Raw genomic sequence first — 16,086 nt, forward strand, 5'->3', positions numbered from 1 at the left:
GTCCAGAGCCCCGCCGGATGCAGGAGTTCGGCTACCCAGCGTTTTACCCGCCTATCTTCAGGTATCAGCGTATGTGCGTGATTTTACGGAAATGACCGAACGGGTCGGCAAACCGAGACGACTGAAAACGGCAATCGCGGCCTTCGTCGAATGTCTCTTCTCCAGGAAGAAGTGACAGATGTTTCGCCTCGCGCTGGCTTCGACGCCAACGCTGAGCGAGCGGATCAAGGCACTGCGCAAAAAGTGCCCTGACCCGCGTCTCCCTCTGGGATCAGAAGCTGATCCCAGCCTGAAGGAACGCGTAGCGGCCGACGATCAGGCTGCCGTACTGGTAGATATTCGTATTGGTCGAGGTATCCATGACAAAAGGTGGCTTCTTGTCGAACAGATTGCTCACACCGGCCTCAAAATTCCAGCGATTGAGGCGGTATCCGAGTGTGATATCATGGGTGAAGATACCCGGCGTCTTGTACTGACCACCCGTCTTGGGGGTCACGTCAGTCACACCGTTGTTCCAGACCATGCCACCGATATAACGCATCATATAGGTGAAGCTGAAATCGTCATGCTGCCACGTCGCCTGAGCGTAGTCACTGACACGCGGCTGACCGCTCCCACCCTGATAGAACAGGCGGCCAGTATAGTTGTACCACTGCCCATTCGGCACGTTCTGCTGCAGATAGCTGACGAGCTGTTGCATGTTGTTCGAGATGGTAAGCCCGTCATGCGGCGTCAGACGTACATGATAGTCCAGATCGAAATCGATACCGCTGGTCCGGATACCGCCCAGATTCTGATAGATGGCGCTGACCGAAGTCAACTGCTGGGAAACCGAGCGCGCCGCGATGGCACCACACTGGCTTGTATCCGCACCTGTATAGCACTGATCGAGAATATACTGGGTGGTAAGAGTGCCGATGGTATTATTGAGCGAGTAATGCCAGTAGGTCACCGATGCTGACAGCCCCGGAACCCAACGCGGTGTCACGACAGTGCCAATCGTGTAGGTCCGGCCGCTTTCCGGCTGCAGCTTCACGTTACCGCCGGAGACGGTGGGAACCTGGCTCGTGTTCTGGGACACGAATGTCGCGGGGTTGATGCCCTGCGCGTTGCAGCGCGCGAGAACGGCAGCCGCCTGTGCGCCTCCGTAATTCGAGAGCGATGCACAGGGATCGACAGCAGACGGATAACCCAGTTGCTGGCCGCCATAAAGCTCATAGACGTTCGGCTGGCGATAGGACGTACCGAGCGTGGCCCGGAAGCGGATATCGCGCACCGGGGCCCAGTTGATCGATACTTTCCAGTTCTTGGTCGAACCGAAGGTATTGTAATCGGACCACCGCCCCTGGCCGTCGATCGTCAGATCCTTGGCCAGAAACGCATTCTGCAGCAGGGGAATCTGCCCTTCTGCGTAGACCTCATTCACGTTGAAGCCGCCACCCGTATAGCTGGTGGCATTTCCCGTAGAGTCGCCAGCAATGACGATTGGATCAGGCTTGCTGCTCAGCTGCTCGCTGCGATGCTCCATGCCGAAGGCAATGCCCAGATCGCCGCCATGCTGCCAAGGCATCTTCGCCACATTGCTGTTATTGATGCGCAGATTGAAGTCGCGCAGCTGATACATGGCGTGATCGTGCTGCGTGAACTTGCCGTACTCAGCAGCAGCAGGGGAGAGCGGCGCGAGCGGGTTGGAAAGAACGCAGCCCGGCTGACTGGTGCAGACCGTCGGATCATAGACGATCTTGCTCGCAGGGTTGGTCGGATCGAGCTGGCGGACGCCAGTCATTTGAAGCAGATGACGGTAATTGCCCATGTTCTGGGTATTGGCCGTGTACTGGCTTTGACCGTAGGTCATGGAGGCGTCGTAGTCCCAGCCACGCCAGATCTTGCCTTTGGCGCCACCAATCACGGTCCAGGTATCGGTCGCGTAGTCCATCTTGCGCGGGCCAAGGTCGTTCATGCGGCGCGACATGATCGCGTCACGTCCCCAGATGTTGTAGGGGCTGCCCGCCGGGATGGTCCAGGACGACAGAAGCGGAGACGGCTTGATGCCACCCGAGACAGGGGCCGCAGCCATCTGGCGCGCCGTGGTGGTATGGCTGTAACGCACATTGGCGTAGGGCTTGAAATGGCTGTCGACATCATAATGCGCATCGCCAGACAGCGCCGAGTTCTGATTATAATTCTGCACCATTGTATCTTTGGCGAAATTATAGCGATCAGCATTGCTGTAGCGATGGAAAGTGCCGTCGCCATTCGATACCAGATTGGCGCCCGTGATCGGGTTGGTCACGCGGCCAGCCGGGATGATGGATGAGCCATAGACCGGCGTACCGGTGACCGGATTGGTCTGCTGTGGGTTAGCCGCCCAGGCGCGATCCTGGCTCATGATTCCGCCGGAGGTATTGTACTGGCCGAATAGCGTGACATTGCCGCGGCCATGATCGAAATTGAAGCCTTTCATGGCCGAGAGCAAACCAGTCTTTGCGTCGCCATATTGCGAGATACCGCCGCGCATGGTGATGGTGGCCTTGGTCACATCATGGCGCAGCTTGATATTGATCACGCCCGAGACGGCATCGGCGCCGTAGAGCTCTGAGCCGCCATCCTTGAGCATTTCGACGCTCGCGATCTCCTCGACGGGGATCGTGTTCAGATCGACGCAGGACGTGGCCGCGTTGATCGCCGTACGCTTGCCGTCGATCAGGATCAGTACACGCTTGGAGCCGAAATTACGGATATCGGTGCAGCTCACGCCACCGCCGCCATTGGTCTGCTGGTTCGGCGTACCTGAAGAGCCGATCGACGGCAGTCGCTGAAGATAATCTCCGAGCGAAATAGCCGAGGTCTGCTGGATCTGTTTGGCCGTGATGACCTGGACCGGGTTGGCGGAGCTGTTGTTGGAACTGCGCAGATAAGACCCCGTGACCATGATGGTCTCGGATTTGGGCGAGGCGTCCTTGGTCTTGACCACGATTTTCTTCTTGGTGGCGGTGGCGTCCATGGGGACGCTTGCAGCCGAGGCGGAAGGGAAACCAGAGGCGGACAGGCCGGCAACGGCCGTAAACGTCAAAAGAAAAGATCTGCGCAGGCTCAACGCCATCGTTTACACGCTCCATACGTAACGACATTTAATCGAAACGTAACGCTGGCATAACGAGAAAGCGGTGAGTGCGACTTAATGTTGCTGTTTTATGTCGAACTTTAAAAATAATTTGAATTAGCGTTAATTCGTCAAATTAACGTCAATTCTGACATTTCTATCCAGACAGTCGTTGCGTAAAAGACACAATTCTCGGGCCGTCTGCCCCAAATGTGCCGCCAAAGCAGTGAAGCAAGCGCACGCAATGCTTCTTCCGGCTCCTCCGGCTCTTTTAACGATTATCGAAAAAAGGGTCTGTGCCGCACGCCTGACGGGCTCGCGAAAACCGCCACATGGGCGAGCGCATCCATGAAGACCGTGAATAGGTCCCCTCTCACCGTTAAAAGGCAAAAAGCCTGGCCGGTCAGCTCAGCTCAGCTCAGCTCAGCTCAGCTCAGCTCAGCTCAGCTCAGCTCAGCTCAGCTCAGGCGGGTCTTGCGGCTCATCGACAAGATGTCGTGTCAAATCGCCACCGGTCCCCCCCACAAGACCACGAGCGTAGTCCTGTGCCGAGAAGGGACGCAGGTCTTCCACCTGCTCACCCACACCCACGAGATGCACGGGCAGCTTGAACGCGTCAGCCAGCGCGACCACGATCCCGCCACGCGCCGAGCCGTCGAGCTTGGTGACGATCAGACCGGTCACATTGACCAGTTCACGGAATACACGCACCTGCTCCATCGCATTCTGCCCGGTCGTAGCATCAAGAACCAGCAGAACCGAATGCGGCGCCGTCTCGTCGAATTTCTTCATCACGCGGATGATCTTGGCGAGCTCTTCCATGAGTGCGCCCTTGTTATGCAAACGCCCGGCCGTATCGACGAAAAGCAGATCCGTGCCGGATTCGCGCGCCTGTTTGATGCCCTCATAGGCCAGCCCTGCCGCATCGCCACCCGGCTTGCCTGCGATGACAGGTGCGCCCGTGCGTTCGCCCCAGACCTGCAACTGCTCGACGGCCGCCGCGCGAAAGGTATCGCCCGCCACCATCATGACAGAGCGGCCCTGATCACGGAACCACTTCGCCATTTTGCCGATGGTGGTGGTCTTGCCTACGCCATTGACGCCCACAACCAGCACCACATGAGGCTTGTGCTCGGTCTTGAGTTCGAAGGGCTGGGCCACGGGCTCGAGCACACGCGCGATTTCCGTCGCAAGGGCTTCCTGGATTTCCTCGGTCGTCACGTTGCGCCCGAAGCGAGAGCTGCGGAACTCCTCGATCACACGTCCAGCCACCGCTGGACCCAGATCGGCAGCGATCAGCTCGTCTTCGAGCTCCTCCAGCGCCGTCTCATCGAGATAGCGATGGGTGAGAGCAGCATTCAGCTTCTGCGTCGAGCGCGTCAGCCCCTGTTTCAGACGTGAGAAAAATCCGGCCATGTCAGTTGATCTCTGCTACCAGCCCAGCTTCGTCAAGAGTACGCGCTTTCAGGGTCAGGCGTTGCCCTCGCTGTGCCTGGCCGCCCTTCAGGCGCACAGGGATGAAATGCGCGGAGTGGCCGCGTTCCGCCCCCTCCATCAGAACGTCGAGAGGCTGACCGATCATTCCCAGCCAATAGGCCTGCCGATTGGTCTCTCCGACCGCCCGCAAGGCCGCCGCACGGGCCTGACGCCTGGCATTCGGCACGCTGGGCATGCGTGCTGCCGGAGTACCGGGGCGCTCGCTATAGGGAAAGACATGCAGATAAGGCAGGCGATGGGCCGTGACGAAATCCAGCGTCTCCTGAGCCTGCTCGTCCGTCTCGGTTGGGAAACCGGCAATCAGGTCCGCACCGATGGCGATATCGGGGCGCAGGGAGCGGGCGCGCCTGATGAGATCCGCCGCATCCCGTACGGAATGACGTCGCTTCATGCGTTTGAGCACGAGATCGCTCGCAGCCTGGAGTGAAAGATGCAGATGCGGCAGGAAGCGGGGCTCCTCCGCCAGAAGATGCCACAAATCGTGGTCGACAGAGGCGGGGTCGAGTGAGGAAAGCCGTAAGCGCGGAAGCTCCGGCACTGCCTGCAACACCGCCCGGCACAAGGTCCCGAGCGCGGGTGTTCCATCGAGATCACGCCCCCATGATGCAATATCGACACCGGTCAGAACGATTTCATGGTGTCCGGCCTCCACGAGCCCACGCGCGCGCTCGATAACCTCGCTGACGGGTACGGAGCGGGATCGACCGCGCCCATAGGGGATGATGCAGAAGGTGCAGCGGTGATCGCAGCCTTGCTGAACCTGCAACAGCGCCCGCACATGGCCGCCTGTCTCGACCACGGAAGAGGCTGGCACGGGAGCAGTATCCATGATGTCGGCAATGACGCTCTCACGGCGCAGCGCGTCCTGGGTCCAGCTCGCCGCCTTGAGCTTCTCCGTATTGCCCATGACCTGCGCCACACCCGGAAGGCCACGCCAGTTCTCCGGCGCAATCTGGGCAGCGCAACCGGTCACCACAATGCGTTTGTCCGGGTTTTCCCTGTAGGATTTGCGTATGGCCTGCCGCGCCTGACGCTCCGCACTGGTGGTTACGGCGCAGGTATTGACCACCACCACATCATCCAGGTGAGCTGTCAGGGCTTGCATGCGTTCGCTCTCATGCAAATTGAGGCGACAGCCAAAGGTCAGAAGCCGCGCGCCGCTCATACGCCTGGCTTCGCCCCCTCTATCGAGACAGTCGGCCAAAGCCCTTCGAACACATGGGTGGCAGGGCCGATCATCAGCACATGATTATCTGCCTCGCGCCAATGGATACGCAGGGACCCGCCATCCATTTCCACCCGGCATTCGAGGTCCAGGAGGCTGCGACGCACCCCGTTGACCACAGCTGCGCAGGCGCCCGAGCCGCAAGCGAGGGTCAGTCCCGCCCCGCGCTCCCAGACACGCAGCCTGATATGATCGCGTGCCACGATCTCGGCACAGCCGATATTGGCGCGCTCCGGAAAGAGAGGGTCGCGCTCGAGCGCCGCGCCATCGCGTTCGGCGCGCTCCATTCCGTCGAAAAAAGTCGCGTGCGGATTGCCCATCGAGCAGGCTGCGGGGCTGCCGGAGAGAGGTAATTCGAGCGTTTCCATGGGGCGGGCCAGGGGCACATCCTGCCAGTCCAGAGCGGGTGGCCCCATATCCACACCAATTTCCCCCGCGGGCGTGATGAAGCTGGGCAGCAACCCGGCGCGGGTCTGAAGCACCGGTGCATCGCCCAGCAGGGCGGCAACGCAGCGCGAGGCATTCCCGCATGCCCCGGCCTCGGACCCGTCCGGGTTGAAGAACCTCACCTGGACAGTCGCCCCGTCACGGTCAGGGGGATCGAGCAGCACGAGTTGATCACATCCGACGCCGAAACGTCGGTCGCACAGCAGGGACATAGTATGTAATGGGACGTCGAAATGCTTGTGGCGCCTGTCGATGATGACGAAGTCATTCCCGAGGCCCTGCATCTTATGAAACCGGATCATCATTTGCGCAGTTATAGAGGGTCCGGGCCTGTCCGGCACGGGAAACCTCCGGTTTCATCTCGTATTTTTTTCATGCCGACGCATCGCCTTCCGCGATGCAGGAAAACTGACCCATGTTCATTACCTCCCACGATACGCCTGCCATCGCACGTCACCTGCGCCTGATCTGGTCGTGCCTTGATATGAGCCGGGAGGACATGAAATCGTGTCTGTCGCAATTGCCGACAGGGTCGAGCCTTCTCGTTGCTGATGAAGATATCGACTGGCTCCGCCAGCAGGCGCCGCGCCATAATCTGCTGCGTCGGACCGATGCCGGAATAGAGCGCCTGCGCTTCGATGGCAGCCTGGCGGAAACGATGGCGCTTTATCTTCACTGCCTGCCCTCGCAGATTGCAGACCACCCTGCTCGCTCGGTCGTCGCGCTGGACATTGTCCTGCGTGAAAACACGGAGGAGGCCTGGGAAGACGCCGAGACCCTCATCCATGAGGGTCTACCTACCCAGATTGCAGCCTCCGCCCTGATTGGAACTTCGCAGGAGATCGCGCAGCGCCTGAACGATTATCGAAAGCTCGGCATTTTCGACGTCATACTCATGGCGCCCTGCGCTCGTGCACCTTATCGCGCCGTCTGCGAAACGCTGATGCCACTCTTGCGCCAGCAATCGATTCCGCTCGATGGCCATGCGCGTATTGCAGGAATATCGAACGGTCCCTTCGAATGGCATGGCGCGGCACTCTGACCCGCCCTGCCTTGACGCCATGGCGCAGCCCCTGCATCCCTGCCTGATTCTCCGTTGAACCAGACAGGACAGAGCCAATGACTGATACCCCGTCGGGGCTGCATCCTGCGGCTTTCACCCGTGCCAATAATGACCCCGATCCCGAATTCTACGCCGGGCGTAGCGACTCGACCCAGATGGACGCTGGCGCGCGCACTGCCGTGACAGCGCTCTACCAGACCGCCTTGCCCGCTTCGGGGGTGATCCTCGATCTGATGGCCGGAACGCTGAGCCATCTGCCCGAAGAATCCGCCCATGACACGGTGATCGGACTCGATGTGAACGGGGCCGCGCTTGAAGCAAACAAATCCCTCACGCAGCGTGTGGTGCAGGACATCAACGAGAAGCCCCGTATTGATCTGCCGGACTCCTCGCTGGATGCGGTCTGCCTTTGTGATGGTTTCGCCTACCTGACCGACCCGGTTGCGATTCTCACGGAGATCAATCGACTGCTCCGCCCCGGTGCCCCGCTGATCGTCACCTTCTCTGACAATTTCATCCCGCAGAAGGCGGTGGCACTCTGGCAGGCGCTCGAGCCCGCAGACCGCACCCGCCTGATCACGCTGCTTCTCGATCGTGCCGGGCTTACCGATCTCGATACAGGCGAGGTCGTCCCGCCCGAAGACCTGACCGCGTGGAACGACACGGTCCATGCCGTGATCGGACGCAAGAAACTGACGGCGTGAGCCTGTCGGCGGCTCCGGGCAACGGAGCCGCGCGCCATGTCCTGTGCGGAACAAAGCCTGGCGTGCCGATCCCGTCACCCAGGCGAAACGCTCTCAGATCTCCTGCTGGGTGAAGCCCCCGATCGCGACGGGTGCAATCTCACGCAGCAGGGCCACGGATTTGGAAAGCCCTTCCACCGGATCGAGAAGCGGATCCTCGTGCTCGATCGATAGCCACCCATCATAACCGACCATCCGAAGGCGATAGCAGAACTGACGCCACCAGAGCGGGTCATGACCGTAACCCAGCGTCAGATAGGACCATGCCCGGTTGGAGGGGAGACCCAGAGGCCCGTTTTCTAGATTGGATGTGACGCTGCGCTTCGCCTCGTTGAAGCCCGCATCCTTGGCATGGACATGGCAGATCGCGTTGCCCAGCGCATCGATCGCCGCCAGCGGATCGGCACCCATCCAGAACATGTGCGACGGGTCGAGATTGGCGCCGATTATTGAACCAAGCGCCTCGCGCAAACGCAGGAAATTGGGCACGTTATAGGCCCATTGTCCGCCATGAAGTTCCAGCGCAAACTGGGTCACCCCATGATCAGGGGCCATGGCACAGATCTTTTCCCAATAGGGTACCAGGCGCTCCCTGAACTGCCATTCCTTGGCCACCTGCCCTTCAGGCGGCCAGGAACTCACCACCCAGTTGGGCAACAGATCTCCCTCGCGCCCCTCTGGCAGGCCGGACATAGTGCAGATCTTGGTGATTCCGAGATCTCCGGCCAGACGGATGGTCTCGTGCAGATCATGGCTCTGACGATGGTCCACGGGATGAAGCGGATTGCCATTCACGTTGAGAGCGATGATCTCGAGCCCTCTGCGCTCGAATGCCTGCGTGAACTCACGCCGTGCCGCCGGGCTTTGACGCAGCTGGGCGAGATCGAGATGCGGCGCATGCGACCAGCCCCCCGTGTTCACCTCGACCCCAGAGACGCCAAGGGCCACAGCCTGATCCAGCACCGCCTCGAGCGAGAAGCTCCCGAGACTGTCAGAAACAAATCCGATCTTCATGATGCGCTCACCACTCCCAGTGAAATCGGGCCGCATCGCGAAGATGCTGCCGGTCCGGGAATTTATATTCTCTTTAAGCGGAAGAATCGGAACATTAATTCGTTATGAAAGCATCATATCACTGTGACTTCAGTGTTAACTCGGTCAGTGCGGCAGCGTTGAGGTGTCAGACGCCCTCCAGCCGCGCCTGTTGCAAGGCGCGCCTGAAGCTCCGGTCATTCAGCCAGGTCTGATTGTTGCGCCATTCATGATCGACCACCATCAGGCTGCCCAGTACCTCGCAATAGGCGGGGCGCGTCTCCTCCCCGACCGTATCCAGGCGATCGCGCAAGATCGCGATGCTTTGCTCTATCTTTCGGGTGAAGCCCGCCTCCTCGCGCGCCGCGCTTCGCAGAAGATGGGGTCCGAGCCCCGTAAAGAACCCGGCGATGAGTTCCGCCAGCTCGGAAGGAAGGGCGGGACGGCGCGCCATCATCCTCAGGAAAAGCAGGTTGCGGCCCAACGTCATGACCGAAAGCAGGCCGTGGAGATTGAGCTCCATGAAAGGCGTGAGCCGCGCGCCCGCATAGCGGATGACCCGTTCCATCCCCTGGGTGATCAGGCCGATCCAGCGATTCTCCGCAGGTATTCGGCGTCTGGGCGCGCAGATACGCATCAGCCCGTGTAGGGCGCGGCGACGGAGCAGCACACAAAGCTGATGAATGTTGAACGGCAGAATACAACGAAAGACCAGCACTCCGGCGCCAAGGCCCAGAACAAGCGCGATCGTTGCATTGAACCAGGTCAGCTCGTCCATGCGCGCGTGGTTATCGAGACCGATGAGGGCAGGCAGAAACGTATTATAGGCGCCCGCCGCTGTGGCGGTGGCGGGATTGCGCGCTGCCAGACCACCGATGAACATGAGGGGCGCAAGCGCGACAATCAGGGCCTCGAATCCGGTCCCTGTGGGGATGACGAAAAATACGGGAATGATCGAGGCGAGCGCGGCCATACAGGCACCGTAGAAAAACCTGTTGCTGACAAGGACCGTGTTATCGGTCGTGGCGAAGCGACCGACCACAACCGCGATAAAAGAAATGAAGGACGCCCCCTGGGGCCAGGCTGTCACCTCCCAGATCAATCCTGCCAGACAGATCGCAATCGCAGAGCGTATGGCGTTGTGAAAGGCTGCGTGAAGATGGACCACCCGGCGCAGGCGAAACCGCGCGGGAGCCAGCGCCTCACGCGGATCTGCCTCGAGATAAAGCAACAGAGTCGTGTATTCCTCCAGAATGAGCCTGATGCCATGCAGGATGATCCTGTCCTCTGCCGAGCGGCGCTGGATCTCCTCCGGGTGAAGCCGGGTTTCGGAAGACTCATTGGCCAGACGAGAAGCGCCATCGAAACGCGCTCTTAGTTGCGTGAGCTCTGCTCGCAACACGGCTCTCATCGTCTTGTCTTCCAGCCTCGTCGGCAGGGACCGGATGAATGACGCCGCCTCATGCAGATCGGTCAGGGTGGCGGGCGAGAACGCGGACGCTGTCGAAAGACGCGCCTGCATACCGAGGCTGCGTGAGACAATCTTCGAGAGAATGCCGATCGTGGCATAGGCACAGGCGATCGCATGATCACTGCGCCCCACCTCGACCACCGTAAATTCAAGCTGCTCGTTGAGTTTCAGCGTCCTGCTGAAAACGGCTCGTATGGCTGCCTCCGGCGGGGCGGCGCCATCGAGCACATCTCCGATAAGATGAGAGGCGGCGCCTATTGCCTCGTTCAGCCAGGCTTTCATGGTGCGGCGCGCCTTGACCGCGAGCGAGGCCGAAAATACCAACCCGGCCACCATCTCGCACACTACCCCGAGGAAGATGTAGGTTCCGCGCGCCATGGCGATTTCGAACACATGATCGGGGGCGTTCAGCGCTCCGGTCGCAATGATGGCGCAGGTATAAGCCGCCAGCACAAACGCATAGGCGCGGAAATTCTGGAATAATGTCGCGAGACCGGTACAGAGCCCCGCCCAGAGCCCAAGGGCCGGAATGAACAGCCAGGGTGCCTGCGGGAAGGCTGAGACGAGCGCGACCGCGCCCACCATCCCCAGCACCGTTCCGACGAGGCGCCACCGTCCCTTGGACAGACTTTCCCCGCGTGAGCCCTGGGCGGTGATCCAGACGGTCATGGCCGCCCATTGCGGCTCGCCCAGTTCCATCCAGAAAGCAATACCGAGGGCGACGAGCGATGCGATGGTGTTGCGCAAGGCAAACTCGACCGCATTCATGCTTGGGGCGAAGAGCCACGAAAAAGGCCGGGGACGCCCCCGCCAACGCGCGAGCGCCGCGTTCTGTCGGGCAAGATAAGCTGCAATCATGCCCCGCGTCTTACCCGAAATTTAGGCAAGGCATGGCCGTGATCGCTTCAAATCATGTCGACAATCCCATATATTGGGGCAGACACGAGTCACATCCAGGAGAGAAGCCTTTTCGGCATCTCTGCCGTTTAATCCTAGATTTCGGCTCGCATATTCTTTATTGACCGCCTTCCTTACGCCGCGAGCCACGCTCGGACAGCGCATTCCTGTTACGGCGTTCCCCCTTCGCATAGTCCTGATCGAGTCCGAACCGCATGCCCTTTCCCGATACCGTCCCGTCTCTCAGTCGCGCTCTGGCGGCACGCGGATATGAAACACCGACCGCCGTGCAGGAAGCTGTGTTGCAGCCGGGGCTGGAGACACGCGATCTGCTCGTTTCAGCGCAGACGGGATCGGGCAAGACGGTTGCTTTTGGTCTTGCCTTCGCCCCGACCCTCATTCCCGAGGGTAGTGAGCGCCTCCCCCCCGCGAACAGCCCTCTGGCTCTGGTGATCGCCCCGACGCGTGAACTCGCGCTTCAGGTGCAGAGCGAATTGCAGTGGCTTTATGCCGAGACGGGCGCGCGTATCGTGAGCTGCATCGGTGGTACGGATGCGCGCCGCGAAGCACGCAACCTGTCCAACGGTGCGCATATCGTGGTGGGGACACCGGGCCGTCTGTGCGATCATCTGTCGCGCGGCGCCCTGAACCTGTCGGATCTGCGCGTCGTGGTTCTCGACGAAGCCGACGAGATGCTCGATCTTGGCTTCCGCGAAGAGCTGGAGCAGCTTCTGGACGCCGCTCCCGAAGAGCGTCGCACGCTGCTTTTCTCGGCGACCATCGCCAAGGAAATCGCCAATCTGGCGCGTCGTTTTCAAAAGAACGCTGAGCGGATCAACACGGTATCAACCAGCAAACAGCATGACGACATCACTTATAAATGTGTGCTGACGTCGCCCAATGATATCGGCCGCGGGATCGTGAACGTACTGCGTTACTACGAGAGCCCCACGGCCATGCTGTTCTGCAACACGCGCGCCATGGTCGCGCAGGTGCAGGCAGCCCTGGTCGAGCGCGGCTTTGCCTCGGTCGCAATTTCGGGCGAGATGGGTCAGAACGAACGCTCGCGCGCCATCGAGGCCCTGCGTTCGGGAGTTGCCCGCGTATGCGTTGCGACCGACGTAGCCGCTCGCGGCATCGATATTCCGGCTCTTTCTCTGGTCATCCACGCCAATATGCCAAGCGAGGCCGCAACCCTGCTGCACCGTTCGGGCCGTACGGGCCGCGCCGGACGCAAGGGCACCTGCGTGGTGATGGTGCCGGTCAATCAGCGTCGCAAGGCAGAGCGTCTGCTCTCCTACGCCAAGATCAGCAATGCCGAGTGGGAGAGCGTTCCCTCGGCCGACGCGATTCTGGAGCAGGATGCGAAGCGCCTTATGGAAGACGAGACGCTCTTCGCGCCCTCACAGGCGAATGAAGACGCGCTGGCGTCGCAGCTTGCCGATGTCCATGACGCTCATCAGCTCGCGACCGCTCTGGTCCGCCTCTACAAGAGTCGTCTGCCAAGCGTCGAGTCCATTCGCCCTGTCAGCGTTGATGCCTCGGCGCGTGGCACCCGTGACGATCGCGCTCCGCGTGAATTCACCGGCCGCGTGGACCGTCTCGGGGGTGAGTGGTTCAGCCTCGCCATCGGACGTAACGAACGTGCCGACCCGAAATGGCTCGTGCCTCTGATCTGCCGTCTGGGCGGCGTGACCAAGAGCGAGATCGGGGCGATCCATATCGATGTGGAGCACACCCTGTTCGAAATCGCTCCCGATAGCGCCGAGCGTTTCCGGTCCTGCGTGGCAGGTGCGGATGCTGACGAAGCAAAGATCGAACCCGCTTCGGCACCGACCGGCCCGTCCGCTCCGCCGCGTGGACCGCGCCGCCCGCGTGAAGGGGGCTTTGCGCCCCGTGGCAAGGGTGGCTTCCGTGGAGATCGCGGTGGCGAGCGTGGCGGGGATCGCGGCGAGCGCGGTGGTGACCGTGGGGAGCGTGGTGGTGACCGGGGCGGGGATCGTCCGTCCTTCCGCAAGGGCGGCAATGTCGGCAACGGCAAGGGCTCTTCGCGCAAGCGCTACTGATCTTTCCGCCCTCCTCTTGATATGAGCCTGCCCTGTCGGGCCCACTAACGGGCGCGCCTCGAATGTGCCCCACAAAACGCCCCGCCTCGTGCGGGGCGTTTTGCGTTTGAGAGGCAGAGTCAGAATATGGGATGTTGTTGCGACTGAAAATCAACTTCGTTTATTGATTCTGTATAAATAAAGAGAGTCATTCTCAACACCGATACTTTTATTATCATCAACGTTATTTCTGTTGCACTGATATCTTTTCCATGCTTGAAGGACTGCACACAGCCTGTCAGGGACAGCCTTGTGCTGCCCCATCGCCACAGGACAGAGAAAGGAGCATTCCATGCTGAAGGACCCGAAAGTCGTCGAGCATCTGAACATTCAGCTGACGAACGAACTGACCGCCATCAACCAGTACTTCCTGCATGCGCGCACGCTGAACCACTGGGGCGTGACCAAGCTCGGCAAGAAGGAATATGACGAGTCCATCGAAGAGATGCGTCATGCCGACTGGCTGATCGAGCGCATCCTGTATCTGGGCGGCCTGCCGAACGTGCAGCGCCTGAACCAGATCCTGATCGGCGAGAGCGTCGAGGAAATCCTGGCCTGCGATCTCAAGCTTGAAGAGAAGGCTCTGGCTGATCTGCGCGAAGGCATCGCTTATTGCGAAAGCGTGCGTGACTACGTGTCGCGTGATCTGCTGATCCGCATCCTCGCCAATGAGGAAGAGCATGAGGACTTCATTGATCGCCAGTTCGACCTGATCAAGCAGGTCGGTATCCAGCGCTACATCACGCTGAACTCCTCGCCGGCCCCCGAACAGACGGCAGAGTAAGCGTTCCGGCACTCAACGCTGGGTCAGCTGTGTCCCTCGAGGATCCAGACTGCGAAGATGAGATGGAGAACCCGTCAGCCGAGAGGCTGGCGGGTTTTCTTTTAGGTCCGCCCCCATTCAGGCGTAGGCGACACTACCCGCACCCTGGTCAACAGGGGCGAAGGCCATTGCGGCCTCCTTGCGTTCACGAATGAGGCTGCGCAAAGCGCACACGACGCCCGGTACGCAATTGCCGCACTGCGCCTTGCAGCCCTTGGAGGCATAAACCTCCTTGGGTCGTGAGGCGCCCCGACGAACGGCGTCGGCGATATCATGATTGGTCAGGGCGTTACACGAACAGACGATCATCAGCCATTCCACTCCAGAACGGCACGACCCTAACAGCATATGAGAATAATTCTCAATAGATAAATTGCGAGCGATTCTTAAAAAACATGTCAACCCACCCTCACCTCTCTGAGGAGAGCGGCAGACGGAGTTCAGTTGCTCGTCGATCTACGGCCCTCTTCTCCCTATCCATCCACCGCCTGTGAATCGCGGGGCAGGACCTTGCTCATCCAGCTCTTACGCACGGGATCGGCATTCGCGCTGAAGCTATGACCCGTATGGCGCCCCTGATGGCAGAGCCCGTCGTCAGGAGACCCCTTTTCTGGACCGGAGCATCCGAAATCAGCTCAGCAAGCGTCCGATCACGCGCGCCGTGTAATCCACGACGGGTACGATACGCCCGTAATTGAGGCGCGTCGGCCCGATCACCCCGATCGCACCGACAATACGATTCTGTTCGTTACGCGCCGGAGCCACCACCATCGACACGCCCGACATGCCGAAAAAACCGCTTTCCGCCCCGATATAGATCCGCACACCATCGGATTCCTGCGCGAGTTGCAGCAAACGCAACATCGTTTCCTGCGCCTCGAGACGCTCGAACAGCATTTGTATCGTGGTGAGTTTTTCGATCTCGGTGATATCGGTCAGGAGGTTGCCCTGACCGCGCAGATAGAGCGTGCCATGCTGCTCGTCCCACATGGCCAGACCGCTCTCGATCACACTCGTGGCAAGCGCATCGAGATCGGAGCGATTCTGCTGCAGATGCTCCGACACACGTTGTCGTAGCGCCGTGAGCGTCACATCGCCCAAAAGGGAATTCAGGTAATTCCCAGCCTCGACCAGAGCCGAAGGCGGTAATCCAGGCGGCGTTTCGATCACCCGATTCTCGACCTGGCCATCGGCCGCCACCAGAATGACCAGCGCCTTGCCCGGCCCAAGGGCCACGAATTCAATATGCTTGAGCGCACCATCACCCTTTGGTGCCAGCACCAGACCGGCGGCTGCCGAGAGACCTGACAGCATGGTTGAGGCCTCGGCAAGGGTCTCCTGCATCGAGCGCCCCCTCAATGCGAGACGCCCCGCAATCTGGGCCCTTTCCGTTTCGTCCAGCGCGCCGAATTGCAGGAGGCCATCGACAAACAGCCTTACCCCCTTCTCGGTCGGGAGGCGCCCTGCCGAAACATGCGGGCTGAACAAGAGCCCTGCCTGGGTCAGCTCTGCCATCACATTGCGTATGGTCGCCGGGGAAAGAGAAGGTGTAAGGCGTTGGGCCAGGGTCTTGCTGGCGACAGGATCACCCGTTTCCATATACTGTTCGACAATCTCGCGCAGCACGTTGGCTGACCGCGCATCCATGCCGCCCGGCAGGTTGGAGAGATCGATCATGCC

At 60.4% G+C, this 16,086-nt stretch carries 12 protein-coding genes; 4 read left to right on the plus strand and 8 right to left on the minus strand.

Annotated features, from left to right (window positions below; genetic code table 11):
• Positions 1 to 271 precede the first annotated feature (271 nt).
• The 4 genes from WFJ47_RS07265 to dapF all read right to left on the minus strand — a co-directional run bounded on the left by WFJ47_RS07265 (position 272) and on the right by dapF (position 6,577).
• Entirely contained in the window at positions 272 to 3,004 is a 2,733-nt protein-coding gene (locus WFJ47_RS07265) for a TonB-dependent receptor domain-containing protein (RefSeq protein WP_336761944.1), read from the minus strand.
• A 552-nt stretch (positions 3,005 to 3,556) separates the two neighbouring features.
• Complete coding sequence (gene ftsY / locus WFJ47_RS07270) at positions 3,557 to 4,519, minus strand: signal recognition particle-docking protein FtsY (protein ID WP_336761946.1); 963 nt, start codon at positions 4,517 to 4,519, stop codon at positions 3,557 to 3,559.
• A gap of 1 nt (position 4,520) precedes the next feature.
• Complete coding sequence (mtaB, locus tag WFJ47_RS07275) at positions 4,521 to 5,765, minus strand: tRNA (N(6)-L-threonylcarbamoyladenosine(37)-C(2))-methylthiotransferase MtaB (protein WP_336761948.1); 1,245 nt, start codon at positions 5,763 to 5,765, stop codon at positions 4,521 to 4,523.
• Positions 5,762 to 6,577 (minus strand): diaminopimelate epimerase, encoded by an 816-nt coding sequence (gene dapF, locus WFJ47_RS07280; protein WP_336762084.1) that lies wholly within the window; start codon positions 6,575 to 6,577, stop codon positions 5,762 to 5,764. The genes mtaB and dapF overlap by 4 nt, the downstream gene beginning before the upstream one ends.
• A gap of 110 nt (positions 6,578 to 6,687) precedes the next feature.
• On the opposite strand from dapF, the gene WFJ47_RS07285 reads away from it, so the two are divergent.
• Positions 6,688 to 7,314 carry a hypothetical protein gene (locus WFJ47_RS07285; protein ID WP_336761950.1) on the plus strand — a complete coding sequence of 209 codons (627 nt, stop codon included), beginning with the start codon at positions 6,688 to 6,690 and terminating at the stop codon, positions 7,312 to 7,314.
• 77 nt (positions 7,315 to 7,391) lie between these two features.
• Positions 7,392 to 8,039, plus strand: coding sequence for a class I SAM-dependent methyltransferase (locus WFJ47_RS07290; RefSeq protein WP_336761951.1), 648 nt, complete (start codon positions 7,392 to 7,394; stop codon positions 8,037 to 8,039).
• 93 nt (positions 8,040 to 8,132) lie between these two features.
• Here WFJ47_RS07290 and WFJ47_RS07295 read toward each other — a convergent pair whose 3' ends face one another.
• Complete coding sequence (locus tag WFJ47_RS07295) at positions 8,133 to 9,092, minus strand: sugar phosphate isomerase/epimerase (RefSeq protein WP_336761952.1); 960 nt, start codon at positions 9,090 to 9,092, stop codon at positions 8,133 to 8,135.
• A 166-nt stretch (positions 9,093 to 9,258) separates the two neighbouring features.
• Positions 9,259 to 11,439: an FUSC family protein gene (locus tag WFJ47_RS07300; protein ID WP_336761954.1), complete on the minus strand. Its 2,181-nt coding sequence runs from the start codon at positions 11,437 to 11,439 to the stop codon at positions 9,259 to 9,261.
• Positions 11,440 to 11,693: 254 nt separating this feature from the next.
• On the opposite strand from WFJ47_RS07300, the gene WFJ47_RS07305 reads away from it, so the two are divergent.
• Entirely contained in the window at positions 11,694 to 13,544 is a 1,851-nt protein-coding gene (locus WFJ47_RS07305; protein WP_336761956.1) for a DEAD/DEAH box helicase, read from the plus strand.
• Between the two features lie 331 nt (positions 13,545 to 13,875).
• Positions 13,876 to 14,367 (plus strand): bacterioferritin, encoded by a 492-nt coding sequence (bfr, locus tag WFJ47_RS07310; RefSeq protein ID WP_025885276.1) that lies wholly within the window; start codon positions 13,876 to 13,878, stop codon positions 14,365 to 14,367.
• A gap of 117 nt (positions 14,368 to 14,484) precedes the next feature.
• Here the strand turns inward: bfr and WFJ47_RS07315 are convergent, their stop codons facing one another.
• Both WFJ47_RS07315 and hrcA read right to left on the minus strand, forming a co-directional pair.
• A complete protein-coding gene (locus WFJ47_RS07315; RefSeq protein ID WP_336761960.1) occupies positions 14,485 to 14,715 on the minus strand; it encodes a (2Fe-2S)-binding protein in 231 nt (76 codons plus the stop codon).
• Between the two features lie 321 nt (positions 14,716 to 15,036).
• Positions 15,037 to 16,083 (minus strand): heat-inducible transcriptional repressor HrcA, encoded by a 1,047-nt coding sequence (hrcA, locus tag WFJ47_RS07320; RefSeq protein ID WP_336761962.1) that lies wholly within the window; start codon positions 16,081 to 16,083, stop codon positions 15,037 to 15,039.
• Between the last annotated feature and the right edge of the window lie 3 nt (positions 16,084 to 16,086).

This window comes from Asaia sp. VD9, from assembly GCF_037150015.1.
GTDB lineage: Bacteria > Pseudomonadota > Alphaproteobacteria > Acetobacterales > Acetobacteraceae > Asaia.